Source organism: Pseudomonas sp. 65/3-MNA-CIBAN-0223, from assembly GCF_040310425.1.
Classification (GTDB): Bacteria; Pseudomonadota; Gammaproteobacteria; order Pseudomonadales; family Pseudomonadaceae; genus Aquipseudomonas; species Aquipseudomonas gregormendelii.
In genome coordinates, this window is the sequence record NZ_JBEOPV010000004.1 from 312,981 (window position 1) to 338,773 (window position 25,793).

A 25,793-nucleotide genomic window follows, 5' to 3' on the forward strand; every position below is an offset into this window, starting at 1 on the left:
CCATGTCGACCAAACACGATGAGTCCCAGACTGACCTGATCCGTGCCAAGGACGTCAGCACTGTTGATATCTGGTCCCTGCCCAGTTTCGATCCCTACGTCCCCGCGCCCGAGCCGGAACCTGTGCCCGAGCCTCCGGAAATGGAGGAGGTGCCGCTCGATGAGGTCCAGCCAATGACCCTCGAAGAGCTCGAGAGCATTCGCCAGGAGGCCTACAACGAAGGCTTCGCCACGGGCGAGCGCGAGGGTTTCCACAGCACGACGCTCAAGGTTCGCCAGGAAGCCGAAGCGGCGCTGTCGGCCAAGGTCGGCGCGCTGGAAAAGCTCATGGGTCAGTTGTTCGAACCGATTGCCGAGCAGGACACCCAGATCGAAAAATCTTTAGTCGACCTGGTGCAGCACATCACCAAACAAGTGATCCAGCGCGAACTGGCGATCGATTCGACCCAGCTTGAACACGTCATGCGCGATGCCCTGAAGCTTTTGCCGCTGGGCGTGGGGAACGTGCGGCTGTACATCAATCCGCAGGATTTTGAACAGGTCAAAGCCCTGCGCGAGCGTCATGAAGAAACTTGGCGCATCGTCGAGGACGACACCTTGTTGCCCGGTGGTTGCCGGGTCGAGACCGAACACAGTCGCATCGATGCCACGGTGGAAACACGCCTGGCGCGGGTCATGGCCAAGCTGTTCGATCAACTTCACGAACAGGCCCTGCATCCTGCTGCCCCGGACTTGAGCGTGGAGCTGTCGGGGCGCAATCCGCCGCCAGTCGCCCCGGCGGCGGACGAACCTGATGCGCCTTGATCGCACCAGCTTCGCCAAGCGCCTGGGCAGTTACGCCGAGGCCACGCAACTGACCGGCGGCCCGATCCTGGAAGGCCGCCTGCTGCGCATGGTCGGCCTGACCCTCGAAGCCGAAGGCTTGCGCGCCGCCATGGGCAGCCGCTGCATGGTCATCAACGACGACAGTTACCAGCCAGTGCAGGTGGAAGCCGAAGTCATGGGCTTCTCCGGCAACAAGGTGTTCCTGATGCCGGTAGGCAGCGTCGCCGGTATTGCGCCGGGCGCCCGGGTGGTGCCGCTGGCCGATGCCGGTCGCTTGCCGATGGGCATGAGCATGCTCGGGCGGGTACTGGACGGCGCCGGTCGTGCGCTTGACGGCAAGGGCGGGATGAAAGCCGAGGACTGGGTGCCGATGGATGGCCCTACGATCAACCCGCTCAAGCGCGAGCCGATCAGCGAGCCGCTGGATGTGGGCATCCGCTCGATCAACGGATTGTTGACCGTGGGGCGCGGCCAGCGTCTGGGTCTGTTTGCCGGTACCGGCGTGGGCAAGAGTGTGCTGTTGGGCATGATGACCCGCTTTACCGAGGCCGACATCGTGGTCGTCGGCTTGATCGGCGAGCGCGGACGGGAGGTGAAGGAATTCATCGAGCACATCCTTGGCGAGGAAGGGCTCAAGCGTTCAGTGGTGGTGGCTTCGCCGGCGGACGATGCGCCGTTGATGCGCCTGCGTGCCGCGATGTACTGCACGCGCATCGCCGAGTATTTCCGCGACAAGGGCAAGAATGTCCTGTTGCTCATGGATTCCCTGACCCGATTCGCCCAGGCCCAGAGGGAAATCGCCCTGGCCATTGGCGAACCGCCGGCGACCAAGGGCTACCCGCCTTCAGTGTTTGCCAAGTTGCCGAAACTGGTCGAGCGCGCGGGTAATGCGGAGAAGGGCGGGGGCTCGATCACCGCGTTTTATACGGTGCTGTCCGAAGGCGATGACCAGCAGGACCCGATTGCCGACTCCGCACGGGGCGTGCTCGACGGTCACATCGTGCTGTCGCGGCGCCTGGCCGAGGAAGGTCACTACCCCGCTATCGATATCGAGGCGTCCATCAGCCGGGTCATGCCGTCGGTGGTGACGCCGGAGCACATGACCCGGGCGCAATACTTCAAGCAGCTGTGGTCGCGTTATCAACAGAGTCGCGACCTGATCAGCGTCGGCGCCTACGTGGCCGGCGGTGACCGCGAGACCGACCTGGCGATTGCCCTGCAACCGCAGCTGGTCAAATACCTGCGCCAGGGCTTGAACGACAACATCAGCCTGGGTGAGAGCGAAGCCTATCTTGGCTCGATCTTCGCCCCGGCGGCCGGCGGCTAACCGGCCATGGCCCAGAGTCGAGCTTCGCGCCTGGCGCCCGTGGTGGACATGGCCGAGAAGGTCGAGAAAGCCGCGGTGCAGCGCCTTGGGCATTTTCAGGGCCAGGTGCGCCTGGCCGAAAGCAAGCTCGCCGACCTTGAAGCCTTCCGTCTCGATTATCAGGAGCAATGGATCGTGCGCGGCAGCAGTGGGGTGTCCGGCCAGTGGTTGCTCGGCTATCAGGGGTTTCTCGCGCAACTGGGCACTGCTATCGATCAGCAGCGGCAAAGCCTGGCCTGGCACCAGAACAACCTGAACAAGGCACGCGACACCTGGCAGCAGGCCTATGCCCGAGTGGAAGGGCTGCGCAAACTGGTGCTGCGCTACATGGATGAGGCGCGCCGCCTGGAGGACAAGCGTGAGCAGAAGCTGCTGGATGAATTGTCCCAGCGGCTGCCGCGGCAAAACCCTTATTAATCTCCGCCCCTTTTGATCTTGCTCCTGTCACCACCAAATGCTACACCTTGTACTAGCAAGTTCCCCCAAGACAAGGAAGCCAACAATGTCAGTCGTCTCAGAAGTTTCCCCGGATGGGCAAAAACTGACGATATCGATCAAGGGTCGTTTCGATTTCGCCAAGCATCAGGAGTTTCGCCAGTCCTATGAGGACAGGAATCTCAATGCTGTGGTGGTGGATCTGAAGGAGGCCACCTACCTCGACAGCTCCGCCTTGGGCATGCTGCTGTTGCTGCGCGATCACGCTGGCGGCGACCAATCCGACATTCGCGTGGTCAACAGCAGCATCGACGTGAAGAAAATCCTCGCCATTTCCAATTTCGACAAACTGTTCGACATCAGTTGAATTCGGTGCAGTCGCCGCTTGAAGCACTGACGATCCTGATCGCCGAGGACAGTGCGGCCGATCGCCTGTTGCTCTCGACCATCGTCCGCCGCCAGGGCCATGCGGTGTTGACCGCCTCCAACGGCGCCGAGGCAGTCGAAGCGTTTCGTTCGCAGCACCCGCAGCTGGTGTTGATGGACGCCATGATGCCGGTGATGGACGGTTTCGAAGCCGCACGACAGATCAAGGCGCTGGCCGGGGAAACCCTGGTGCCCATCATCTTTCTGACCTCGCTCACCGAAAGCGAAGCCCTGGCGCGCTGCCTGGAGGCTGGCGGTGACGATTTTCTGGCGAAGCCCTACAATCAGGTGATCCTCGCCGCCAAGATCAAGGCAATGGACCGCTTGCGCCGCTTGCAGGCCACGGTGCTGGAGCAGCGTGACCAGATCGCCCGGCACCACGAATACCTGCTCAACGAGCAGCGCGTGGCCAAGGCGGTGTTCGACAAGGTGGCGCATTCCGGATGCCTGAACGCCCCCAACATCCGCTACCTGCAATCGCCGTATGCGTTGTTCAACGGCGATCTGCTGCTGGCCGCGTTTACCCCGGCCGGTGACATGCACGTGCTGCTGGGGGACTTCACCGGCCATGGCTTGCCTGCGGCCGTTGGCGCCATGCCTCTGGCCGAGGTCTTCTACGGCATGACTGCCAAGGGTTACGGGCTCTCGGAAACCCTGCGCGAGATGAACGCCAAGCTCAAGCGCATCCTGCCGGTGGACATGTTCTGCTGCGCGACGTTGCTGCGCCTGAGCTTCCAGAGCCGCTCGGTGGAAGTCTGGAATGGCGGCATGCCCGACGGCTACCTGCACCGGATCGCCACTGGCGAGCGCACGCCGTTGCCGGCCAGGCATTTGCCGCTGGGGGTGCTGAGCCCGCAGGCGTTTGACGATCGCACCGAAGTGCTGCCCATGGCGGTGGGTGATCGGGTGTTCCTGTTGTCCGATGGCGTGATCGACACCTGCGATGCCAACGAACAGCTGTTCGGAGTGGAGCGCCTGCAGCAAGTGTTTGCCGCCAACCGGCAGCCGGATGCACTGTTTCAGGAAATCGAGCAGGCATTGGGCGATTTTCGCGGGCAAGCCCGGGACGATGTCAGTCTGCTCGAAGTCAGCCTGATCGACGCGGCGCAGATGCGCCCACCGACACTGGTCTACTCCGACAGTGGGCAGTCGTGCCCGCTGGACTGGTCCGTCAGCTTCGAATTTCGCGCCGACTCGCTCAAGCGCTTCAATCCACTGCCCTACCTCCTGCAAATGCTCAGCGAAGTGCACGGCCTGCGGGCCCAGAGCGGAGCGATGTACAGTGTGCTGGCGGAGCTGTATTCCAATGCCCTGGAGCACGGCGTGCTCGGGCTCGATTCCAGTCTCAAGCGCGATGCCCTGGGATTTGCCCGCTATTATCAGGAGCGCGACACGCGCCTGGATGCCCTGGACGCAGGTTACGTGCGCGTGCACCTGCAGGTGGTGCCGGAGGGCGAGGGCGGTTGCCTGACCATTCGGGTGGAAGACAGTGGCAAGGGATTTGATGTGGTGCGGGTGATCGAGCGACCGCTGGACAGTGTCCGTTTGTCGGGACGTGGTATCAGCCTGGTCCGACAATTGGGGCGTAATGCCCGGTGGTCCGACGATGGTCGCAGTGCTCACGTGGAGTTTTTCTGGGAGGCTCTGGCATAATCCTGCCCATTCTTGATCAAGGAGTGAACAAGTGGATTCCCCACATCTGAATCGCGACGTTTTGCGCGCCTTGCAGGAAGTCATGGAAGATGAATATCCGATGTTGCTGGATATCTTCCTTGCCGACGCCGAAGAGCGGTTGGTTATCTTGCGCGGGACGCAGGATGCCGCGCAGCTGATGGAAACTGCACACAGTTTTAAAGGCAGTTGCAGCAACATGGGGGCGGTTCGCCTTGCAGAGTTATGCAATGAGCTGGAGCAGCGCGCCAAAAACGGTAGAAACAGCGAACCTGCCGAGCTGGAAAAACTCGTCCATGCGATCGGCTCCGAATTTGCCTTGGTTCTTCCTCTCTATCAGGCCGAGCGCTCCCTCGCAGGCAGTCACATCACGCGGTCCGTCTAGCGTCAGTTCAGTAAACCTGGCTCGACCTTTGCAGTAATCCACCCACTTGTATCATCGACCACAGTGCGGCGGAGACTGTCCCATGCCCGTTACCCCGAATTTGCTGCTTCAGGCCGCCGCCAAGGCCAAGGCTCAACCCGCATCCGCCAATCCCTTGGCGTCGCCCGCCGAGCCGGCGGGCAAGGCCTCGAGCTTCGCTAACGTGTATGCCCGGCAGGAGCGAACCAGTCCTGCTGACGGGTTTGACACTGCTGCCCGGACGGTGCGCGACAAGTCGCCTGACTTCGCTGCAAAAAAGGACTTGGGCAACGACAAGTCTGCCGCCGCGAAACCTCAAGTTGCCGATAGCGGCAAATCCTTGCCCGCCGATAAACCGGCGCAGGTCGACGATAAGGTCGCCAGTGACGAGACCGGCGACACAACGGTTGCGGCTGACCCTGCAACTGCAACTGCGTCCGTGGTTGAGTCGCAGCCCGCCGCCCCTGTGGCCGCCACCGAGCCTGCGCTCGACCCCGCTACAGCCGCAGCACTGGCGGCTGCAGCCGTCGCTGCCGACCCTGATTTCGATCCTGAAGCCGACCCCCTCGATGCGCTTCCAGCCGTGCGCATGGCCCTGGAGCAGAGCGGGCATGTGTCCGCTTCCAGTCAGGCGCAAGCCAAGGCTTCCCCGGCCCAGGCAGACGGCGAGTCGACTTCGGCGCAGAATTTCGCCTCCGGCCTGGCCAATATGCTGGACGTGCAAGCCGGCAAGGACAGTACCAGCCAGGGAGGAGAGAAGGCCTTCAGCGGCCTGATCGATGATGGCCTCAAGGACTTGAAAGCCTCGACCAGCGACACCCGCGTCGAAGATTTCGCCAACCGCCTGGCTGCACTGACCCAGGCGGCCACCCCCAAGACCGCCAACGCGATCCCGGTAAACCAGCCGATCGCCATGCACCAGAGCGGCTGGACCGAAGAAGTGGTCAACCGCGTGATGTATCTCTCCAGCGCCAACCTCAAGGCGGCCGATATCCAGTTGCAGCCGGCCGAGCTTGGCCGCCTGGACATCCGGGTGAACATGGTGCCTGACCAGCAGACCCAGGTGACCTTCATGAGCGCCTATCCCGGCGTTCGCGAAGCGCTGGACGGGCAAATGTACCGGCTGCGCGAGATGTTCGTGCAGCAGGGCATGGGGCAGGTCGACGTCAATGTCTCCGACCAGTCCCGGGGCCAGGATCAGCAACAGGCCCAGCAGAGTCAGGCTGGGCGCGCAGAAGCCGGTGGCGGTCGTCTGGATGCCATGGATGAAGACCTCGCCCCGGCGGTTGCGCAAGTGGCCGCAGCCACCAGCGTGATCGGCTCCAGTGCAGTCGACTATTACGCCTGAAATTGGGCGGTGCCCTTTCAAAAGATCGCAGCCCTGCCGCAGCTCCTACAGTGGGATGGTGTACACGCTGTAGGGGCTGCCGCAGGCTGCGATCTTTTGCGCTTCCATCCCCACTCAATTTTTCCTACATGGCATAACACTTGCTCTTGCCTTCCCGTGCAACTGTGAAACCCCGAATAGTGACGGATTATTGGCATGGCGAAGAGCGACGCAGCAGTAAAAGACCCTGCAACCAAAGGCAAACTCAAGCTGATCATCCTGGTCGTGGTGGCGTTGCTGCTGGCGATCGGCGTGTCCGTGGGGGCGACCTGGTTCTTCATGCACAGCCCCGAAAGCAAGCCTGCCGTCGTTGCCGAAACCGCCGTGGCGGGCAAGCAGGCGGCGGTCTTCGAGCCTTTGCTGCCGGCGTTCGTTTCCAACTACAACCAGAACGGCCGCCAGCGCTACATGCAGGTGAGCATCACCATGATGGGTCGCAACCAGGCTGACATGGAAGCGCTCAAGGTGCACATGCCGGTCATCCGCAACAACCTGGTGATGCTGTTCTCCGGGCAGGATTTCGCCACCCTGGCCTCGCCGGTCGGTCAGGAAATGCTGCGTCAGAAGGCCACCGCCAGCGTCCAGGAAGTGGCGCAGAAAGAACTCGGCAAGGTCGCCATCGAGCAGTTGCTCTTCACTAATTTCGTACTGCAGTAGGAACACGACATGGCCGTGCAGGACCTGCTGTCCCAGGATGAGATCGATGCGCTGTTGCATGGCGTCGACGACGGTCTGGTACAGACCGACAACACCTCTGAACCCGGTGCTGTCAAAAGCTACGACCTGACCAGCCAGGATCGCATCGTCCGTGGACGCATGCCGACCCTGGAAATGATCAACGAGCGTTTCGCGCGGTACACCCGCATCAGCATGTTCAACTTGCTGCGCCGCTCGGCAGACGTGGCGGTCGGTGGCGTGCAGGTGATGAAGTTCGGCGAATACGTGCACTCGCTGTACGTGCCGACCAGTCTTAACCTGGTCAAGATCAAACCGTTGCGCGGCACTGCCTTGTTCATTCTCGACGCCAAGCTGGTGTTCAAGCTGGTGGACAACTTCTTCGGCGGCGACGGTCGCCACGCCAAGATTGAAGGTCGCGAATTCACTCCGACCGAGCTGCGCGTGGTGCGCATGGTGCTGGAGCAGGCCTTCATCGATTTGAAGGAGGCCTGGCAGGCAATCATGGAAGTCAACTTCGAGTACATCAACTCGGAAGTGAACCCGGCCATGGCCAACATCGTCGGGCCGAGCGAGGCGATTGTGGTGTCGACTTTCCATATCGAACTCGATGGCGGTGGCGGCGACCTGCACATCACCATGCCGTACTCGATGATCGAGCCGGTGCGCGAGATGCTCGATGCCGGCTTCCAGTCGGACCTCGACGATCAGGACGAGCGCTGGGTCAACGCCCTGCGCCAGGACGTGCTGGACGTCGACGTGCCGATTGGTGCCACTGTTGCCCGCCGTCAACTGCGCCTGCGGGACATCCTGCACATGCAGCCGGGGGACATCATTCCGGTGGACATGCCGGAAACAATGATCATGCGCGCCAATGGCGTGCCTGCGTTCAAGGTCAAGATGGGCTCGCACAAAGGCAACCTCGCGTTGCAGGTGATCGAGCCGATCGAGCGCCGGTGATCGGCGTCTTTATTCGTTTTTAACTGACGGCGTCCATCCGAGATGGGCGCTCGCCGAGGACACATGATGGCTAGCGATATGAATTCCCAGGACGACCAGGCACTGGCTGATGAATGGGCTGCGGCCCTGGAAGAATCCGGTGATGCTTCGCAGGACGAGATTGACGCGCTGCTGGCTGCTGATTCCGGCAGCTCGCCGTCCAATCGCCTGCAAATGGAAGAGTTCGGCGCCTCGCCGAAAAACCACGAGCAAGTGACCCTCGACGGTCCGAACCTGGACGTGATCCTCGATATTCCGGTGTCGATTTCCATGGAAGTGGGCAGCACCGATATCAATATTCGCAACCTGCTGCAGCTCAACCAGGGCTCGGTGATCGAACTCGATCGCCTGGCCGGTGAGCCGCTGGACGTGCTGGTCAATGGCACGCTCATCGCCCACGGCGAAGTGGTGGTGGTCAACGAGAAGTTCGGCATCCGCCTGACGGACGTGATCAGCCCAAGCGAACGCATCAAGAAGCTGCGCTGAGTGAACAGGGTCCTGGGTTTTTTGTTGGCATTGCCCTTGAGCGCCCTGGCGGCCGAACCGGTGGCCACGGCTGCCGCGACGCCGGCGGTGGGCAGTGGGGTGGCGGGGCAATTGACGCAGTTGGTGTTCGGCTTGCTGCTGGTGCTGGGGCTGATCTTCTTCCTCGCCTGGTTGCTGCGTCGGGTGCAGCAGGCAGGCCCTGCCGGCAAAGGCCAGGTGATCGAACTGATCGGTTCGCGCGCACTCGGTCCGCGTGATCGCTTGATGCTGGTGCAAGTGGGCAATGAGCAGATCCTGCTCGGCTTGAGCCCTGGCAGCATCACCGCCTTGCATGTGCTCAAGGAGCCGGTGCAGGTGCCGGCCAGTTCGGAAAAAGCCACCCCGGAGTTCGCCCTGCGCCTGATGGAGCTGATGGGCAAGGACCAGAAGGATAAGAAGTAATGGGTGCGCTACGCATCGTCTTGACGCTGGCCTTGCTGCTGGCTGCACCACTGGCATTGGCCGCCGATCCGTTGTCGATCCCGGCCATCACGCTCGGCACCAATGCCGACGGCGCCCAGGAGTACTCGGTCAGCCTGCAGATCCTGCTGATCATGACGGCGCTGAGTTTCATCCCGGCGTTTGTCATGCTGATGACCAGTTTCACCCGGATCATCATCGTCTTCTCGATCCTGCGCCAGGCCCTGGGCCTGCAGCAGACGCCGTCGAACCAGATCCTCACGGGCATGGCGCTGTTCCTGACCCTGTTCATCATGGCGCCGGTGTTCGACCGGGTTAACCAGGATGCCCTGCAGCCGTACCTGGCCGAGAAACTGACCGCCCAGGATGCCGTGGCCAAGGCCCAGGTGCCGATCAAGGACTTCATGCTGGCGCAGACCCGCAGCAGCGACCTTGAGCTGTTCATGCGCCTGTCCAAGCGCACCGACATCGCCTCCCCGGATCAGGCCCCGCTGACTATTCTGGTGCCGGCATTCGTCACCTCCGAGCTCAAGACCGCGTTCCAGATCGGCTTTATGATCTTCATTCCGTTCCTGATCATCGACCTGGTCGTGGCCAGTGTGCTGATGGCCATGGGTATGATGATGCTGTCGCCGCTGATTATTTCCCTGCCGTTCAAGATCATGCTGTTCGTGCTGGTAGATGGCTGGGCACTGATCATCGGCACGCTCGCCAGCAGCTTCGGCGGTGTGTCGCCATGACGCCGGAAGTAGCGGTAGACATCTTCCGCGAGGCGCTGTGGCTGACCACCATGATGGTGGCCGTGCTGGTGATCCCGAGCTTGCTGGTGGGGTTGCTGGTGGCGATGTTCCAGGCAGCGACCCAGATCAACGAACAAACGTTGAGCTTCCTGCCGCGACTGCTGGTGATGCTGGTCACGCTGATCGTTGCCGGGCCGTGGCTGGTGCAGACCTTCATGGAATACATCCTGCAGTTGTACGGCAGTATTCCCCAGGTCATTGGCTAAGCCATGCAGTCGCTGCTGCAACTGACCGATACCCAGATCAGCACCTGGGTGGCGACCTTCATGTTGCCGTTGTTTCGCGTCGGCGCGCTGCTGATGGTTATGCCCATTGTCGGCACGACCCTGGTGCCCACTCGCGTGCGCCTGTACTTCACGCTGGCCATTACCGTGGTGATCGTCCCGGGCCTGCCGCCGATGCCGCCGGTGAATGCGCTGGACCTCAGTGGCCTGCTGCTGATCGCCGAGCAGATTCTCATCGGGGCGATCCTGGGCTTTGCCTTGCAGCTGTTTTTCCAGGCATTCGTGGTCGCCGGGCAGATCGTCTCGATTCAGATGGGCATGGGCTTCGCCTCGATGGTCGACCCCACCAACGGCGTCTCGGTGGCGGTGATCGGGCAGTTCTTCACCATGCTGGTCACGCTGCTGTTCCTGTCCATGAACGGCCATCTGGTGGTGTTCGAAATCCTCACCGAAAGCTTCACCACCTTGCCCGTCGGCAGTGGCCTGATGGTCACCCATTTCTGGGAGCTGGCGGGCAAGCTGGGCTGGGTCCTGGGGGCCGCATTGCTGCTGGTATTGCCGGCGATCACGGCGCTGCTGGTGGTCAACATCGCGTTTGGCGTGATGACCCGGGCCGCGCCGCAGCTCAACATCTTCTCCATCGGCTTCCCGCTGACCCTGGTGCTCGGGCTGTTCATCGTCTGGGTCGGGCTTGCCGACATCATCAATCAGTATCAACCACTGGCCTCCGAGGCCCTGCAGTGGTTGCGCGAACTGGCACGGGCGCGCTGAGCCATGGCAGAGAGCGAGAGCGGTCAGGACAAGACAGAAGACCCCACGGAGAAAAAGAAAAAGGACGCCCGGGAGAAGGGCGAGATCGCCCGTTCCAAAGAGCTCAACACCCTGGCCATCATGCTCGCCGGTTCGGCCGCGCTGCTAATCTTCGGCGGCGCGCTTGCCCAGGAAATGATGGACCTGATGCGCATGAATTTCTCGCTGTCGCGCGAAGTCATCCTCGACCAGCGGTCCATGGGGACCTTCCTCCTGCATTCAGGGCTGATCGCCTTGCTGGCCATCCAGCCGGTGATGATCACGCTGTTGCTTGCGGCCCTGATCGGCCCGATTTCCCTGGGTGGCTGGCTGTTCTCCGCCGGCACCATGGCGCCCAAGTTCAGCCGCATGAACCCCGGCGCCGGGCTCAAGCGCATGTTCTCGTCGAAGGCCGTGGTAGAGCTGCTCAAGGCCCTGGCCAAGTTCTTCATCATCCTGTTCGTGGCCCTGGCCGTGTTGTCCTCGGACATCGACGACCTCTTGCGCATCGCCCACGAACCGCTGGACATGGCGATCATCCACAGCCTGCAGGTGGTCGGCTGGAGCTCGTTGTGGATGGCTTGCGGCCTGATCATCATCGCCGCCGTGGACGTGCCGGTGCAGCTGTGGGAAAGCGCCAAGAAACTGAAGATGACCAAGCAGGAAGTGCGCGACGAGCACAAGGACCAGGAAGGGCGGCCGGAGGTCAAGCAGCGCATTCGGCAACTGCAGCGCGACATGTCCCAGCGCCGGATGATGGCGGCCATTCCTGATGCCGACGTGGTCATCACCAACCCGACTCACTACGCCGTGGCGCTCAAGTACGACCCGGACAAGGGCGGGGCGCCGATGCTGGTGGCCAAGGGCAGCGATTTCCTGGCGTTGAAGATGCGTGAAATTGCCGTGGCGAATAATGTGCTGCTGCTGGAATCGCCGGCGTTGGCGCGGTCGATCTACTACTCCACGGAGCTGGACCAGGAAATACCCGGTGGCTTGTACCTGGCCGTTGCCCAGGTACTGGCGTATGTCTATCAGATTCGCCAATACAAGGCAGGCAGGGGCAAGCGCCCGGACCCGCTCAAGGATGACTTGCCGATTCCGCCGGACCTGCGGCGCGATTCTTGAGTTGTGTGCCGGTGATGCCGGCCCCCTCAGAAGCAGGAATAGCCGCCAAATCACCCGTCGACACACAACCTGTGGGAGCGGGCTTGCCCGCGATGAGGCCCGCCCAGGCAACACCACAATTCCTGAATAAACCCCTCTGCTTCAACACTCCGCGAAAGTTGGAAGGTTTCTTGCAATAGCGGCTTTGCGCCTGCTTCTGGCGTCAAAAGTTTGCTTTACAGGAACGAGGAAAATCGGTGGATCGCTCTCAGTTATTCAACAGTGCTCGCACAAACGTTGCCGACTTAAGTCGGGGCAATCTGGGCGTGCCGTTGTTGCTGCTGGTCATGCTGGCGATGATGATGTTGCCGATGCCGCCGTTCCTGCTTGACGTGTTCTTCACGTTCAACATTGCGTTGTCCATCGTGGTCCTGCTGGTGTGCGTCTACGCGTTGCGGCCGCTGGATTTTGCGGTATTCCCCACCATCCTGCTGGTGGCGACGCTGCTACGGCTGGCGTTGAACGTGGCCTCCACACGCGTGGTGATGCTGCACGGCCAGGACGGTCACGCCGCTGCGGGCAAGGTGATCCAGGCCTTCGGTGAGGTGGTGATCGGCGGCAACTACGTGGTCGGTATCGTGGTGTTCGCGATCCTGATGATCATCAACTTCGTCGTGGTGACCAAGGGTGCCGGGCGGATTTCCGAGGTGAGCGCACGTTTCACCCTCGATGCGATGCCCGGCAAGCAGATGGCGATCGACGCCGACCTCAATGCCGGTTTGATCGACCAGAACCAGGCCAAGGCGCGCCGTTCGGAAGTGGCCCAGGAAGCCGAGTTCTACGGTTCTATGGACGGTGCCAGCAAGTTTGTGCGCGGTGACGCCATTGCCGGCCTGTTGATTCTGTTTATCAACCTGATCGGCGGCATTGCGGTGGGTATCTTCCAGCACGGCATGACGTTTGCCGACGCCGGTAAGGTGTACGCGCTGCTGACCATCGGTGACGGTTTGGTGGCGCAATTGCCATCACTGCTGTTGTCCACCGCAGCGGCAATCATGGTGACCCGTGCTTCCGGTTCGGAAGACATGGGCAAACAGATCAGTCGCCAGATGTTCGCCTCGCCCAAGGCCCTGGCCGTGGCCGCCGGCTTGATGGCGGTGATGGGTCTGGTGCCCGGCATGCCGCACTTTTCCTTCCTGAGCATGGCGGCGCTGGCGGCAGGTGGTGCGTACCTGTTCTGGAAGAAGCAGAACGGCGTCAAGGTGCAGGCCTTGGAAGAGGTCAAGCGCCAGCAGGAACTGCTGCCATCGCCGGCCCGCGCCCAGGAAACCAAGGAACTTGGCTGGGACGACGTGACGCCGATCGACATGATTGGCCTGGAAGTGGGCTATCGCCTGATTCCGCTGGTCGACCGCAATCAGGGTGGGCAGTTGCTCGCGCGGATCAAGGGCGTGCGCAAGAAGCTGTCCCAGGACCTGGGTTTCCTGATGCCCACTGTGCACATTCGTGACAACCTCGACCTGGCGCCGAGTGCCTATCGCCTGACCCTGATGGGCGTGATCCTGGCCGAGGCGGAGATTTACCCGGACCGCGAACTGGCGATCAACCCGGGGCAGGTCTACGGCACGCTCAACGGCATCACCGCCAAAGATCCGGCTTTTGGTCTGGAGGCGGTCTGGATTGAAGTCAGCCAGCGTGCCCAGGCGCAGTCGCTGGGATACACTGTGGTCGATGCCAGTACAGTAGTGGCCACTCACTTGAACCAGATTCTGTACAAGCACTCCAGCGAGCTGATCGGGCACGAAGAAGTGCAGCAACTCATGCAATTGCTGGCCAAAAGCTCGCCCAAGCTGGCAGAAGAGCTGGTGCCGGGCGTGGTGTCGCTGTCGCAGTTGCTCAAGGTGCTGCAGGCTTTGCTCGCCGAACAGGTGCCGGTTCGGGACATTCGCAGCATCGCCGAGGCCATCGCGAACAACGCGGCCAAGAGTCAAGATACCGCCGCGTTGGTGGCTGCCGTGCGGGTCGGCGTATCCCGCGCAATCGTCCAAAGCATTGTAGGTACTGACTCCGAGCTGCCAGTTATCACGCTGGAGCCAAGGTTGGAACAGATATTGCTCAATAGTCTGCAGAAGGCAGGACAGGGCTCGGAAGAGGGCGTCCTGCTGGAGCCAAGCATGGCTGAGAAGCTGCAGCGCTCGTTGATCGATGCTGCGCAGCGTCAGGAAATGCAAGGTCAACCGGTGATTCTGCTGGTGGCCGGTCCGGTTCGCGCGATGCTCTCGCGGTTCGGTCGGCTGGCAGTCCCGGGTTTGCACGTGTTGGCGTATCAGGAAATCCCTGACAACAAGCAAGTGACCATCGTTGCGACAGTAGGGCCCAACGGCTGAGGTAGTGGTTTATGCAAGTTAAGCGTTTTTTCGCCGCCGATATGCGTCAGGCCATGAAACTGGTTCGTGACGAGCTGGGCGCCGATGCCGCGATCATCGGCAACCGCCGAATCGCCGGCGGCGTGGAGCTGACGGCTGCCCTCGATTACAAGCTGTCGGCGCTGGCACCGCGGGTTCCGAACATGGAACTCGAGGACGAATTGCGCAAGACCCAGTCGCGGATCGTCACCGCCCAGGCCGAACTGAGCCTGCGCAGCGAAGGCGAGAGCGACAAGGCCACCAATCGCCAGCTGTTCGCCGGCTTGCCCCTGACTGCCGCCGAACCGCTGGTCGAACCCACCTACACCGAGTCTGCACGCCCGGCGCCGGCGCCCGCTGCCACTGGCGGTGTCGATCCGCGTGCATTTGACTCGATGCGCTTTGAACTCAACAGCCTGCGCGAACTGATGGAAGTGCAGTTGGGCTCCCTGGCGTGGAATCAGCTGCAAGGCAGCCGCCCGGCCCAGGCCAACCTGTGGCGCCGGCTGCAACGCATTGGCCTGTCCGGTCCGCTGTCGCGGGATCTGCTGGCAATGATCGGCGACATTGACGAGCCTCGCCAGGCCTGGCGCATGCTGCTGGCGCACCTGGCGCGGATGATCGCCACACCGGAAATCGAACCCCTGGAAGAGGGTGGCGTGATTGCCATGGTCGGCCCTGCCGGCATGGGCAAGACTACCACCCTGGCCAAACTCGCTGCCCGCTACGTGCTCAAGTACGGCGCGCAGAACATTGCGCTGGTGAGCATGGACAGCTACCGGATCGGCGCCCAGGAACAGCTCAAGACCCTGGGCCGCATCCTCAATGTGCCGGTGACTCATGTCGACCCGGGGCAGTCGCTGGTGCAGGCGCTGGAGCCTTTGTTGCGCAAGCGTGTGGTGTTGATCGATACCGCCGGCCTGCAGGCCAGCGATCCGGCACTGCGCATGCAGCTCGAAAGCCTGGCCGGACGTGGCATCAAGTCAAAAAATTACCTGGTCCTCGCAACCACCAGCCAGAAACAGGTTCTAACCGCCGCTTATCACAGTTACAAGCGCTGCGGGCTCGCCGGCTGCATCCTGACTAAACTGGATGAAACGGCCAGTCTGGGCGATGTGTTGAGCCTGGCCATCAGTCATGAACTGCCGGTGGCCTACCTGACCGATGGGCCACGGATCCCGGATGACTTGCATCTGCCGCGGCGTCATCAATTGGTCAGTCGCGCAGTCAGCGTGCAAATGCAGGAAGAACCCAGCGAAGAAGCCATGGCTGACATGTTCGCTGATATTTACCACAGTCCCACCAAGCAGGTTGGCTGAGGTATTAATGAATCGTTTTTGTACCTACATCGATGGTCTGCCATGCATTGTTCAGATGATGAACGCGCAGCCAGTAATGTGGCCTCCGTCTATGCAAGACAAGGTAAAGAAATAACATGGGCAGCATGCATCCCGTACAGGTGATCGCGGTGACCGGCGGCAAAGGTGGCGTCGGCAAAACTAACGTGTCAGTGAACTTGTCGCTGGCTTTGGCTGAGCTCGGACGGCGCGTCATGCTTCTGGACGCCGACCTTGGGCTGGCGAACGTCGACGTCCTTTTGGGGCTGACACCCAAACGTACCCTGGCCGACGTGATCGAAGGCCGCTGTGAGCTGCGCGACGTTCTGTTGCAAGGCCCGGGCGGCATTCGTATCGTGCCGGCCGCGTCCGGCACCCAGAGCATGGTGCACCTGACACCGGCTCAACACGCCGGCCTGATCCAGGCCTTCAGCGACATCGGCGATAACCTCGATGTGCTGGTGATCGACACGGCTGCGGGCATTGGTGATTCGGTGGTCAGCTTTGTGCGCGCCGCCCAGGAAGTCCTGCTGGTGGTGTGCGACGAGCCGACCTCGATCACTGACGCCTATGCGTTGATCAAGTTGCTCAACCGCGACTACGGCATGAACCGCTTCCGCGTCCTGGCCAATATGGCCCAGAGCCCGCAGGAAGGGCGCAACCTGTTCGCCAAGTTGACCAAGGTCACGGACCGCTTCCTCGACGTCGCCCTGCAATATGTCGGCGCGGTGCCATACGACGAAAGCGTGCGCAAGGCCGTGCAAAAACAGCGTGCGGTTTACGAAGCGTTTCCGCGTTCCAAATGTTCGCTGGCGTTCAAGGCGATCGCGCAGAAGGTCGATACCTGGCCGCTGCCGGCGAACCCGCGCGGGCACCTGGAATTTTTCGTTGAGCGCCTCGTACAACAAACGGCAGGGCCGGTGCTATGACCGCCAGTGGCTATAACCTCTACAAGATATCGGCCCGCGATGCGCAGTGCGAGCTGATCGAGCGTTACGCGCCACTGGTAAAACGGATTGCCTACCACCTGTTGGCGCGTTTGCCGGCCAGTGTCCAGGTCGAAGACCTGATCCAGGCCGGGATGATCGGCCTGCTTGAAGTATCCACCAAATACGACGCCAGTAAAGGCGCGAGTTTCGAGACGTACGCGGGCATTCGAATCCGCGGCGCGATGCTCGATGAAGTGCGCAAGGGGGACTGGGCGCCACGTTCGGTCCACCGCAATACCCGAATGGTCAGCGACGCAATTCGCTCGATTGAAGCTAAAACAGGTCGCGACGCTAAAGATCACGAAGTTGCGGCCGAACTCCAATTGAGTCTTGACGATTATTACGGGATTTTGAACGACACCCTGGGCAGCCGCCTCTTCAGTTTCGACGACCTGTTGCAGGACGGCGAACACGAAGGGCTGCACGAGGATGGCGCAAGTGCTCATACGGAGCCGTCGCGTGACCTGGAAGATGAACGCTTCCAGGCCGCGCTGGCGGACGCGATTGCCAATTTGCCGGAGCGTGAGCGACTGGTGTTGGCGCTGTACTACGACGAAGAGCTGAACCTCAAGGAAATCGGTGAGGTCCTGGGTGTCAGCGAATCGCGGGTCAGCCAGTTACACAGCCAGTGCGCGGCCCGTTTGCGGGGGCGTTTGGGGGAGTGGCGAGCGCGCTGAAGGCAGTGTGGGGACACTGCGAACGGGCTGGCGGGTGTTAAACGCGCCGGTCGCGATCTGTTGTGCTCCAGACAGTCATCGAGTGTTTTGCCGGATTGAATGAAATGGCGTGTCCAGGTGCTGGACGCGTTTAAGACTGCTTGGAGGTCGAATTGGACAAGAACATGAAAATCCTCATCGTTGATGACTTCTCAACGATGCGGCGGATCATAAAAAACCTGTTGCGTGACCTTGGGTTCACCAACACGGTCGAGGCGGATGACGGCACTACGGCCATTCCGGTCCTCAACAGCGGCAGCATCGACTTTCTGGTAACGGACTGGAACATGCCCGGCATGACCGGCATCGATCTGCTGCGCCACGTGCGTGCCGACGAAAAGCTCAAGCACCTGCCAGTGCTGATGGTGACCGCCGAAGCCAAGCGCGAGCAAATCATTGAAGCAGCCCAGGCCGGTGTTAACGGCTATGTGGTCAAGCCCTTCACGGCCCAGGCGTTGAAAGAAAAAATCGAAAAGATTTTCGAACGCATAGGCTGAGTCACTGCGCCACGGGGGAGCTATGGAGCAAAAAGAAATTTCACAGGGCGATTTCGAATCGACCCTGAAAAAACACGCCGTCGAATTGGTCGAGAGCCTTGAAAAAGGCAAGTTCGGCGACGCCGTGCAACTGATCCATGAGCTCAACCAGACCCGTGACCGCGGCCTGTACCAGGAGGTGGGCAAGCTCACCCGCGAGTTGCATAGCGCGATCGTCAATTTCCAGATTGATCCGAATATGCCGCAAGCCGAGGAGGTCTCTCAGATCACCGACGCCACCGAGCGCCTGGGGTACGTGGTCAAGCTCACCGAAGCCGCCGCCAACCGCACCATGGACCTGGTGGAAAACGCCACGCCGCTGGTTAACAGCCTGAGCCAGGAAGCCGAGGCCTTGAGCACGGACTGGGGACGGTTCATGCGCCGCGAAGTCGGGGCCGAAGAGTTCCGCGAGCTTGCCCGGCGGGTCGACGGTTTCCTGACACGCAGCAGCGAAGACAATCGCGTGGTGGCGGGCAACCTCAACGACATTCTGCTCGCTCAGGATTACCAGGACCTCACCGGCCAGGTGATCAAGCGCGTGACTCAATTGGTCACCGAAGTTGAAAGCAATCTGCTCAAGCTCGTGCTGATGGCCAGTCAGGTGGACCGCTTTGCGGGCATCGAACATGACCGTCAAGCGATGCACGCGGAAAAAGATCCACAAAAACATCTCTCTCAGGGTGAAGGTCCGCAGATTCATGCCGATAAAAGAGAAGACGTTATGTCCGGTCAGGACGATGTGGACGATTTGCTATCCAGCCTTGGATTTTAGACCTGTAGGAGCACCCCATTAATGAGCTTCGGCGCCGATGAAGAGATCCTTCAGGATTTCCTGGTTGAGGCCGGCGAGATTCTAGAGCAACTGTCCGAACAACTGGTCGAGCTGGAAAGCCGACCGGATGATGCGGATTTGCTCAATGCAATTTTTCGCGGTTTTCACACTGTAAAAGGGGGCGCCGGCTTCCTCCAGCTCAACGAGCTGGTGGAGTGCTGTCACATCGCCGAGAACGTGTTCGACATCCTGCGCAAGGGTGAGCGTCGCGTCGACTCGGAACTGATGGACGTGGTTCTCGAAGCACTGGACGCGGTGAACGGCATGTTCACCGAAGTCCGCGAGCGCAGCCCGATCACGGCGGCCACGCCTGAGTTGCTGGCAGCCCTGGCCCGTCTGGCCGAGCCGCAATCGGCCGACGAAGCCGCACCGGTTGCCGAAGTGGCGCCGGTGGCAGAAAGCACATCGGGTGACATCACCGACAACGAATTCGAGCAACTGCTGGACTCGTTGAACGCCGTCAAGGCCCAGGCCGAGGCGGCGCCTGCCGCACCAGCACCCGTCAGCACCACGGCTGCAGCCAGCGACGAAATCACCGACGACGAGTTCGAGTCGTTGCTCGATCAGTTGCACGGTAAAGGCCAGTTCGCCATCGACGCCGTGGTTGCCCCGGCGGCACCTGCCGCACCGGCTGCACCAAAGGCCGCAGGCGACAGCTCGGACATCACCGACGAAGAATTCGAAGCACTGCTCGATCAGCTCCATGGCAAGGGTAACTTCGCCGTCGAAGCGCTGGAGTCGGCGATTGCGTCGGCGCCCGTCGCGGCAGCACCAGTCGCCGCCGCAGTGGGCAGCGACCTGATCTCCGATCACGAATTCGAAGCGCTGCTCGACGAATTGCACGGTAAAGGCAAGTTCTCCGAAGTCGGCACGGCTACGGTCGCTGCCAGTGCTGCTGTAGCCGCGCCGGTAGCCAAGGCCGCAGCGCCCAAGCCGGTGGCGAAAGCCCCTGAGCCAAAAGCCGAAGCCGCCAAGCCTGCCCCGGCTCGCGCACCGGCCACGCCGCCGGCGGAAAAGCCGGCCAGCGAAGCCGAGACTACCGTGCGGGTCGATACCGCGCGCCTCGACGAAATCATGAACATGGTCGGCGAACTGGTGCTGGTGCGTAACCGCCTGGTGCGCCTGGGTGCCAACAGCGCCGACGAGGCAATGTCCAAGGCCGTGTCCAACCTCGACGTGGTCACGGCGGACCTGCAAACCGCGGTGATGAAGACCCGCATGCAGCCAATCAAGAAGGTCTTCGGGCGTTTCCCGCGCCTGGTTCGCGACCTGGCTCGCCAGCTCAAGAAAGAGATCAACCTGGAACTGGTCGGCGAAGAAACCGACCTCGACAAGAACCTCGTCGAGGCCCTGGCCGACCCGCTGGTCCACTTGGTACGCAACGCCGTCGACCACGGTATCGAGTCGCCGGAAGAGCGCGAAGCCGCGGGCAAGTCCCGTGGTGGCAAGGTCATTCTTGCGGCCGAGCAGGAAGGCGACCACATCCTGTTGTCGATTTCCGATGACGGCAAAGGCATGGACCCCAACATCCTGCGCGCCATTGCGGTCAAACGCGGGGTCATGGACAAGGACGCCGCCGATCGCCTGAGCGACACCGAGTGCTACAACCTGATTTTTGCCCCGGGCTTCTCGACCAAGACCGAGATCTCCGACGTGTCAGGGCGTGGCGTGGGCATGGACGTGGTGAAAACCAAGATCTCCCAGCTCAACGGCTCGATCAACATTTACTCGGCCAAGGGCCAGGGCTCGAAGATCGTCATCAAGGTGCCGTTGACCCTGGCGATCATGCCGACGCTGATGGTCATGCTCGGCAACCAGGCGTTCGCGTTCCCGCTGGTGAACGTCAACGAGATCTTCCACCTCGACCTGTCGCGCACCAACGTGGTCGATGGCCAGGAAGTGGTGATCGTGCGCGACAAGGCGTTGCCACTGTTCTACCTCAAGCGCTGGCTGGTCGCTTCCGCCGCTCATGAAGAGCAGCGTGAAGGCCATGTGGTGATCCTTTCGGTGGGCACCCAGCGGATCGGCTTTGTCGTCGATCAACTGGTAGGCCAGGAAGAAGTGGTCATCAAGCCATTGGGCAAGATGCTCCAGGGAACCCCGGGCATGTCGGGCGCCACCATCACCGGTGATGGCCGTATTGCGCTGATTCTCGATGTTCCGAGCATGCTCAAGCGTTACGCCACCCGGCGTATTTGATTCTGGTGGAGCAGGGCGATCGCGCCTTCGCTCCATCTAACGGAGTGTTTATGGCAGTCAAGGTCCTGGTGGTGGACGATTCGGGTTTTTTCCGTCGCCGCGTCTCGGAAATTCTTTCGGCGGATCCGAACATCCAGGTCGTCGGTACCGCGACCAACGGCAAAGAGGCGATCGACCAGGCGTTGGCCCTCAAGCCGGATGTGATCACCATGGACTACGAGATGCCCATGATGGACGGCATCACGGCGGTGCGGCACATCATGCAACGCTGCCCGACCCCGGTATTGATGTTCTCCTCGCTGACGCACGAAGGCGCCCGGGTCACCCTGGATGCGCTGGACGCTGGTGCGGTGGATTTCCTGCCGAAGAATTTCGAAGACATCTCGCGCAACCCGGACAAGGTCAAGCAACTGCTGTGCGAGAAGATCCATACCCTCTCGCGCAGTAATCGGCGCGCCGGTGCCTACAGTGCGCCGGCCCCCGTTGCCGCGCCCGTAGCCGCACCTGCGCCCGCGCCGTCGAGCGTTGGCAGTTACAGCAGCAGTGCGCCTGCGCGTCCGGCACCGGCACCGATTGCCTCGCGCGCCCCGGCCCCGGCCCCGTCGTCGCCTGCCCCCAAGCGCAAGGGCTATAAGCTGGTGGCAATCGGTACGTCCACTGGCGGCCCGGTCGCGCTGCAACGGGTACTGACCCAGTTGCCCGCGAATTTCCCGGCGCCCATCGTGCTGGTGCAGCACATGCCGGCGGCGTTTACCAAGGCCTTTGCCGAACGCCTGGACAAACTCTGCCGCATCCACGTGAAGGAAGCCGAAGACGGCGACATCCTGCGTCCGGGCCTGGCGCTGCTGGCGCCGGGCGGCAAGCAGATGATGATCGACGGTCGTGGCGCGGTGAAGATTCTGCCGGGCGACGAGCGCCTCAACTACAAGCCGTGCGTGGACATCACCTTCGGTTCGGCGGCCAAATCCTACGGTGACAAAGTTCTGGCGGTGGTACTGACCGGCATGGGGGCCGACGGCCGCGAAGGCGCGCGCCTGCTCAAACAGGGCGGCAGCACCATCTGGGCCCAGGATGAAGCCAGCTGCGTGATCTACGGGATGCCCATGGCCATCGTCAAGGCCGAGCTCGCCGACGCGGTGTACAGCCTGGACGAAATCGGCAGGCACCTGGTCGAGGCGTGTGTCTGATGGATGTACTGAGCCTCATCGGGATCATCATGGCGTTCGTCGCCATCATCGGCGGCAACTACCTGGAAGGTGGTCACCTCGGCGCACTGGCGAACGGTCCGGCGGCACTGATCGTTATCGGCGGTACCGTCGGTGCGGCGCTGCTGCAGTCGCCGATGAGCGCCTTCAAGCGCGCGATGCAAATCCTGGTGTGGATTCTGTTCCCGCCGCGGGTCGACCTGGCCGGTGGCGTCGATCGCGTGGTCAACTGGAGCCTCACCGCCCGCAAGGAAGGGCTGCTGGGCCTGGAAGGGGTGGCCGACGCCGAACCCGACAACTACTCGCGCAAGGGCTTGCAACTCCTGGTCGATGGCGCAGAGCCTGAGGCCATCCGCAGCATCCTCGAGGTCGATTTCTATACTCAGGAAAGCCGGGACATCGAGGCGGCCAAAGTCTTTGAAAGCATGGGCGGCTACGCGCCGACCATCGGCATCATCGGTGCGGTAATGGGCCTGATTCACGTCATGGGCAATCTGGCCGATCCGTCGCAACTGGGCAGCGGCATTGCCGTTGCGTTCGTTGCCACCATCTACGGCGTGGCCAGCGCCAACCTGGTGCTGTTGCCCATCGCTGCCAAACTCAAGGCCATCGCCCTGCGGCAGTCGCGTTATCGCGAAATGTTGCTGGAAGGCATTCTGTCGATCGCCGAAGGTGAAAACCCTCGCTCTATCGAATTGAAGCTCCAGGGCTTCATGGATTGATGGGGGTTATGGAAGATGGCACGTCGCCGGCAACCTGAAGAACATGTGAACCATGAGCGCTGGCTGGTTTCCTACGCCGACTTCATCACGCTGCTGTTCGCGTTTTTCGTGGTGATGTACTCGATCTCGTCGATCAACGAAGGCAAGTACAAGGTGATTTCCGAGGCGCTGATCGGCGTGTTCAACGACTCCGATCGAGCGCTGAAACCCATCCCCATCGGCGATGAACGCCCCAAGACCGTGACCCCCGCCAAGCCTCTGGTCAAGGACAGCGAGCAGGTCGACGCCGGCATCGCGCAGGCGGGTGAAAACCCTCTGCAAAGCATTGCCGATGATATCAGTGCCGCGTTCGGCGACCTGATCAGCTCCAACCAGATGACCGTGCGTGGCAACGAGTTGTGGGTGGAGATCGAACTCAATTCCAGCCTGTTGTTCGGCAGCGGCGACGCCATGCCCAGCGACATCGCCTTTAACATCATCGACAAGGTCGCGGCCATCCTGAAGCCGTTCGACAACCCCATCCATGTCGAGGGCTTTACGGACGATCAACCGATTCGGACCGCGCAATACCCCACCAACTGGGAGCTGTCTTCTGCCCGCTCGGCGAGCATCGTGCGCATGCTGGCGATGCAGGGAGTGAACCCGGGGCGTCTGGCGTCGGTGGGTTATGGCGAGTTCCAGCCGGTGGCCAATAACGCCACCGCTGAAGGCCGCGCGCGCAACCGGCGGGTGGTGCTGGTGGTGTCACGAAACCTGGATGTACGGCGCAGCCTGACAGGCACCGGTACCGCCAATGCACAACCGGATGCTGCATTGAAGCGTGCTGGCACACAAACTGCACCTGCACCGGTCAAGCCGCCGGGACGAGAGAGCGCCGTCAATTCTCCGTCACCCGCATTAACACGCTGAGCTATTTCTCGGTCGGCATTTCGACCGGGAGGAATCATTCGAATGAGAGTCTGGGCAGTCGCCAATCAAAAGGGTGGTGTTGGTAAAACCACATCCTCCATCGCTTTAGCCGGGTTGCTGGCCGAGGCGGGCAAGCGTGTGGTCGTGGTCGACCTCGATCCCCACGGCTCCATGACCAGCTATTTCGGGTATGACCCCGACGCCCTGGAGCACAGCAGCTACGACCTGTTCCTGCACAAGGGCAGCGTCCCCGCCGGGTTGCCGGGTCAACTGTTGTTGCCCACCAGCCATGAGAGCATCTCGCTGCTGCCTTCGAGCACCGCCCTGGCGACCCTGGAACGCCAGTCGCCGGGCCAGAGTGGCCTGGGCCTGGTGATCGCCAAGAGTCTGGCGCAGTTGTGGCAAGACTTCGATTACGCGGTCATCGACAGCCCGCCGCTGCTGGGGGTGCTGATGGTTAACGCCCTCGCCGCGAGCCAGCAGTTGGTGATCCCGGTGCAGACCGAGCATCTGGCCGTCAAGGGCCTGGAACGCATGGTCAACACCCTGGCGATGATCAACCGTTCGCGCAAACAGCCGCTGCCGTTCAGCATCGTGCCGACCCTGTTCGATCGACGGACCCAGGCGTCCATTGGCACGCTGCGAGTGGTGCGCGACATGTTCCCGGAAGAAACCTGGCAGGGTTATATCCCGGTCGACACGCGCCTGCGTGATGCCAGCCGTGCCGGTCTCACGCCGTCGCAGTTCGATGGCAAGAGCCGCGGCGTATTGGCGTATCGCTCGTTGCTCAAGCATTTGCTGGAGCAGCAGCTTGTCCCGGCGGTGGCGTAGATGAACCCGATCCCAGCAGGAGCTGCCGCAGGCTGCGATCTTTCGATCTTGCCTGCCGGCATCCTTGAAAAAAGCCAGATCGGCAGATCGAAACCTGCGGCAGCTCCTACGGTGGAGGTGTGTCTGTGAATCGGCCGGTCAAGATCACGTCACGTCCGCAACTGGCGTTGCAGTCCTACCTGGACAGCCTGCTGATGGACGCGACCGAAGACCTGCCGGTTGAAGTTCAAGCGCCTGTTGAAGCGGTCGAAGTCGAAGCGACTCTGGACGAGTTCCAGGCGGCAGTGCTTGAAGAGCAGGTCCGGGATGCGCGTAAGCCAGAGGCGGTTGTTGCTCCGGTAGTGGCTGCGGTTGAAGAGGTTCAGGTTGAGCAGGCCAGGGTAGTGCTGGTAGAAGCACCTGCGCTGGCCCTGGCATCCGTGTCGACCATCGCGCCGCTGCTTCAGGCCCTGGTTCCACCGGTTGTCGAAGTCCACCTGCCGCCCGGTAACAGGCTGCCGCCGGCGGACAGCAATGGCAGGCCCGCCTGGGCCGCCGAGCCCTTCGAATGCCTGTTGTTCGATGTGGCCGGGTTGACCCTGGCGGTGCCGCTGGTGTGCCTGGGCTCGATCTACTCGCTGGAAGGCCATGAGCTGACACCCTTGTTCGGCCAGCCGGATTGGTTTCTCGGGATTCTGCCGAGCCAGGCCGGTAACCTGAAAGTCCTCGATACCGCGCGCTGGGTCATGCCCGACCGCTACCGCGACGATTTTCGCCAGGGCCTGCAATACGTGATTTCGGTCCAGGGTTACGAATGGGGGCTGGCGGTGCATCAGGTCAGCCGCTCCCTGCGCCTGGACCCGAATGAAATCAAATGGCGCAGCCAGCGGGGCCAACGCCCCTGGCTGGCCGGTACCGTGATTGAACACATGTGTGCGTTGCTTGATGTTGCCGAGTTGGCGGAGTTGATCGCCAGCGGCGGGGCAAGGCACATGGGCGGCAAAAAGCCAGCCCACACACCGACATAACAAACAGGCAGCGACCTATCGAGGGCCGCTGTGCCGAACACACACCGCCACGGCGGT

Annotated in this window: 27 protein-coding genes; all 27 read left to right on the forward strand. The window is 61.7% G+C overall.

The window, feature by feature from the left end:
• Nucleotides 1-2: 2 nt before the first annotated feature.
• The 27 genes from fliH (at nt 3) to AAEZ09_RS06575 (ending at nt 25,736) form a co-directional block, all read left to right on the forward strand.
• Complete coding sequence (gene fliH / locus AAEZ09_RS06445; protein ID WP_045058891.1) at nt 3-803, forward strand: flagellar assembly protein FliH; 801 nt, start codon at nt 3-5, stop codon at nt 801-803.
• Nucleotides 793-2,151, forward strand: a complete 1,359-nt coding sequence (gene fliI, locus AAEZ09_RS06450) for a flagellar protein export ATPase FliI (RefSeq protein WP_045058892.1) — start codon at nt 793-795, stop codon at nt 2,149-2,151. The genes fliH and fliI overlap by 11 nt, the downstream gene beginning before the upstream one ends.
• Nucleotides 2,152-2,157: 6 nt before the next feature.
• Nucleotides 2,158-2,607: a flagellar export protein FliJ gene (gene fliJ, locus AAEZ09_RS06455; protein ID WP_045058893.1), complete on the forward strand. Its 450-nt coding sequence runs from the start codon at nt 2,158-2,160 to the stop codon at nt 2,605-2,607.
• An 85-nt stretch (nt 2,608-2,692) separates the two neighbouring features.
• Entirely contained in the window at nt 2,693-2,992 is a 300-nt protein-coding gene (locus AAEZ09_RS06460) for an STAS domain-containing protein (protein WP_045058894.1), read from the forward strand.
• Complete coding sequence (locus AAEZ09_RS06465; protein WP_350598684.1) at nt 2,989-4,704, forward strand: ATP-binding SpoIIE family protein phosphatase; 1,716 nt, start codon at nt 2,989-2,991, stop codon at nt 4,702-4,704. The genes AAEZ09_RS06460 and AAEZ09_RS06465 overlap by 4 nt, the downstream gene beginning before the upstream one ends.
• A gap of 31 nt (nt 4,705-4,735) precedes the next feature.
• The gene (locus tag AAEZ09_RS06470; RefSeq protein WP_350598686.1) at nt 4,736-5,107 is read left to right on the forward strand and encodes an Hpt domain-containing protein; all 372 of its coding nucleotides are present in this window, start codon (nt 4,736-4,738) and stop codon (nt 5,105-5,107) included.
• 82 nt (nt 5,108-5,189) lie between these two features.
• A complete protein-coding gene (locus tag AAEZ09_RS06475) occupies nt 5,190-6,473 on the forward strand; it encodes a flagellar hook-length control protein FliK (protein WP_350598689.1) in 1,284 nt (427 codons plus the stop codon).
• Between the two features lie 195 nt (nt 6,474-6,668).
• Nucleotides 6,669-7,169 carry a flagellar basal body-associated protein FliL gene (gene fliL / locus AAEZ09_RS06480; protein WP_045058897.1) on the forward strand — a complete coding sequence of 167 codons (501 nt, stop codon included), beginning with the start codon at nt 6,669-6,671 and terminating at the stop codon, nt 7,167-7,169.
• A gap of 9 nt (nt 7,170-7,178) precedes the next feature.
• Nucleotides 7,179-8,147: a flagellar motor switch protein FliM gene (gene fliM / locus AAEZ09_RS06485; RefSeq protein ID WP_045058898.1), complete on the forward strand. Its 969-nt coding sequence runs from the start codon at nt 7,179-7,181 to the stop codon at nt 8,145-8,147.
• A gap of 66 nt (nt 8,148-8,213) precedes the next feature.
• Nucleotides 8,214-8,672: a flagellar motor switch protein FliN gene (fliN, locus tag AAEZ09_RS06490; protein WP_045058899.1), complete on the forward strand. Its 459-nt coding sequence runs from the start codon at nt 8,214-8,216 to the stop codon at nt 8,670-8,672.
• Complete coding sequence (gene fliO / locus AAEZ09_RS06495; protein WP_122837947.1) at nt 8,673-9,113, forward strand: flagellar biosynthetic protein FliO; 441 nt, start codon at nt 8,673-8,675, stop codon at nt 9,111-9,113.
• A complete protein-coding gene (gene fliP / locus AAEZ09_RS06500) occupies nt 9,113-9,871 on the forward strand; it encodes a flagellar type III secretion system pore protein FliP (protein ID WP_205891945.1) in 759 nt (252 codons plus the stop codon). The genes fliO and fliP overlap by 1 nt, the downstream gene beginning before the upstream one ends.
• Nucleotides 9,868-10,137: a flagellar biosynthesis protein FliQ gene (gene fliQ / locus AAEZ09_RS06505; protein WP_007948918.1), complete on the forward strand. Its 270-nt coding sequence runs from the start codon at nt 9,868-9,870 to the stop codon at nt 10,135-10,137. The genes fliP and fliQ overlap by 4 nt, the downstream gene beginning before the upstream one ends.
• A 3-nt stretch (nt 10,138-10,140) precedes the next feature.
• Entirely contained in the window at nt 10,141-10,926 is a 786-nt protein-coding gene (gene fliR / locus AAEZ09_RS06510) for a flagellar biosynthetic protein FliR (RefSeq protein ID WP_045058902.1), read from the forward strand.
• A gap of 3 nt (nt 10,927-10,929) precedes the next feature.
• Nucleotides 10,930-12,069 carry a flagellar biosynthesis protein FlhB gene (gene flhB, locus AAEZ09_RS06515; RefSeq protein ID WP_205891946.1) on the forward strand — a complete coding sequence of 380 codons (1,140 nt, stop codon included), beginning with the start codon at nt 10,930-10,932 and terminating at the stop codon, nt 12,067-12,069.
• A gap of 236 nt (nt 12,070-12,305) precedes the next feature.
• The gene (flhA, locus tag AAEZ09_RS06520; RefSeq protein WP_350598693.1) at nt 12,306-14,435 is read left to right on the forward strand and encodes a flagellar biosynthesis protein FlhA; all 2,130 of its coding nucleotides are present in this window, start codon (nt 12,306-12,308) and stop codon (nt 14,433-14,435) included.
• An 11-nt stretch (nt 14,436-14,446) separates the two neighbouring features.
• A complete protein-coding gene (gene flhF / locus AAEZ09_RS06525) occupies nt 14,447-15,772 on the forward strand; it encodes a flagellar biosynthesis GTPase FlhF (protein ID WP_350598695.1) in 1,326 nt (441 codons plus the stop codon).
• A gap of 116 nt (nt 15,773-15,888) precedes the next feature.
• Complete coding sequence (fleN, locus tag AAEZ09_RS06530; protein WP_045058906.1) at nt 15,889-16,719, forward strand: flagellar synthesis regulator FleN; 831 nt, start codon at nt 15,889-15,891, stop codon at nt 16,717-16,719.
• A complete protein-coding gene (fliA, locus tag AAEZ09_RS06535) occupies nt 16,716-17,456 on the forward strand; it encodes an RNA polymerase sigma factor FliA (RefSeq protein WP_045058907.1) in 741 nt (246 codons plus the stop codon). The genes fleN and fliA overlap by 4 nt, the downstream gene beginning before the upstream one ends.
• A 164-nt stretch (nt 17,457-17,620) precedes the next feature.
• Nucleotides 17,621-17,992 carry a chemotaxis response regulator CheY gene (locus AAEZ09_RS06540; protein WP_003183998.1) on the forward strand — a complete coding sequence of 124 codons (372 nt, stop codon included), beginning with the start codon at nt 17,621-17,623 and terminating at the stop codon, nt 17,990-17,992.
• A 22-nt stretch (nt 17,993-18,014) separates the two neighbouring features.
• Nucleotides 18,015-18,803, forward strand: coding sequence for a protein phosphatase CheZ (locus AAEZ09_RS06545; protein WP_045058908.1), 789 nt, complete (start codon nt 18,015-18,017; stop codon nt 18,801-18,803).
• Nucleotides 18,804-18,824: 21 nt separating this feature from the next.
• Nucleotides 18,825-21,062: a chemotaxis protein CheA gene (locus AAEZ09_RS06550; RefSeq protein ID WP_045058909.1), complete on the forward strand. Its 2,238-nt coding sequence runs from the start codon at nt 18,825-18,827 to the stop codon at nt 21,060-21,062.
• Between the two features lie 50 nt (nt 21,063-21,112).
• Nucleotides 21,113-22,249 carry a protein-glutamate methylesterase/protein-glutamine glutaminase gene (locus AAEZ09_RS06555; protein WP_350598701.1) on the forward strand — a complete coding sequence of 379 codons (1,137 nt, stop codon included), beginning with the start codon at nt 21,113-21,115 and terminating at the stop codon, nt 22,247-22,249.
• Nucleotides 22,249-22,989 (forward strand): flagellar motor protein, encoded by a 741-nt coding sequence (locus AAEZ09_RS06560; protein WP_045061205.1) that lies wholly within the window; start codon nt 22,249-22,251, stop codon nt 22,987-22,989. Before AAEZ09_RS06555 ends, AAEZ09_RS06560 begins: the two co-directional genes overlap by 1 nt.
• Before the next feature lie 15 nt (nt 22,990-23,004).
• Nucleotides 23,005-23,898, forward strand: a complete 894-nt coding sequence (gene motD, locus AAEZ09_RS06565; RefSeq protein ID WP_045061204.1) for a flagellar motor protein MotD — start codon at nt 23,005-23,007, stop codon at nt 23,896-23,898.
• A gap of 42 nt (nt 23,899-23,940) precedes the next feature.
• Nucleotides 23,941-24,729 carry a ParA family protein gene (locus AAEZ09_RS06570; protein WP_122837957.1) on the forward strand — a complete coding sequence of 263 codons (789 nt, stop codon included), beginning with the start codon at nt 23,941-23,943 and terminating at the stop codon, nt 24,727-24,729.
• 125 nt (nt 24,730-24,854) lie between these two features.
• Nucleotides 24,855-25,736: a CheW domain-containing protein gene (locus AAEZ09_RS06575; protein ID WP_045061202.1), complete on the forward strand. Its 882-nt coding sequence runs from the start codon at nt 24,855-24,857 to the stop codon at nt 25,734-25,736.
• Nucleotides 25,737-25,793: the final 57 nt, after the last annotated feature.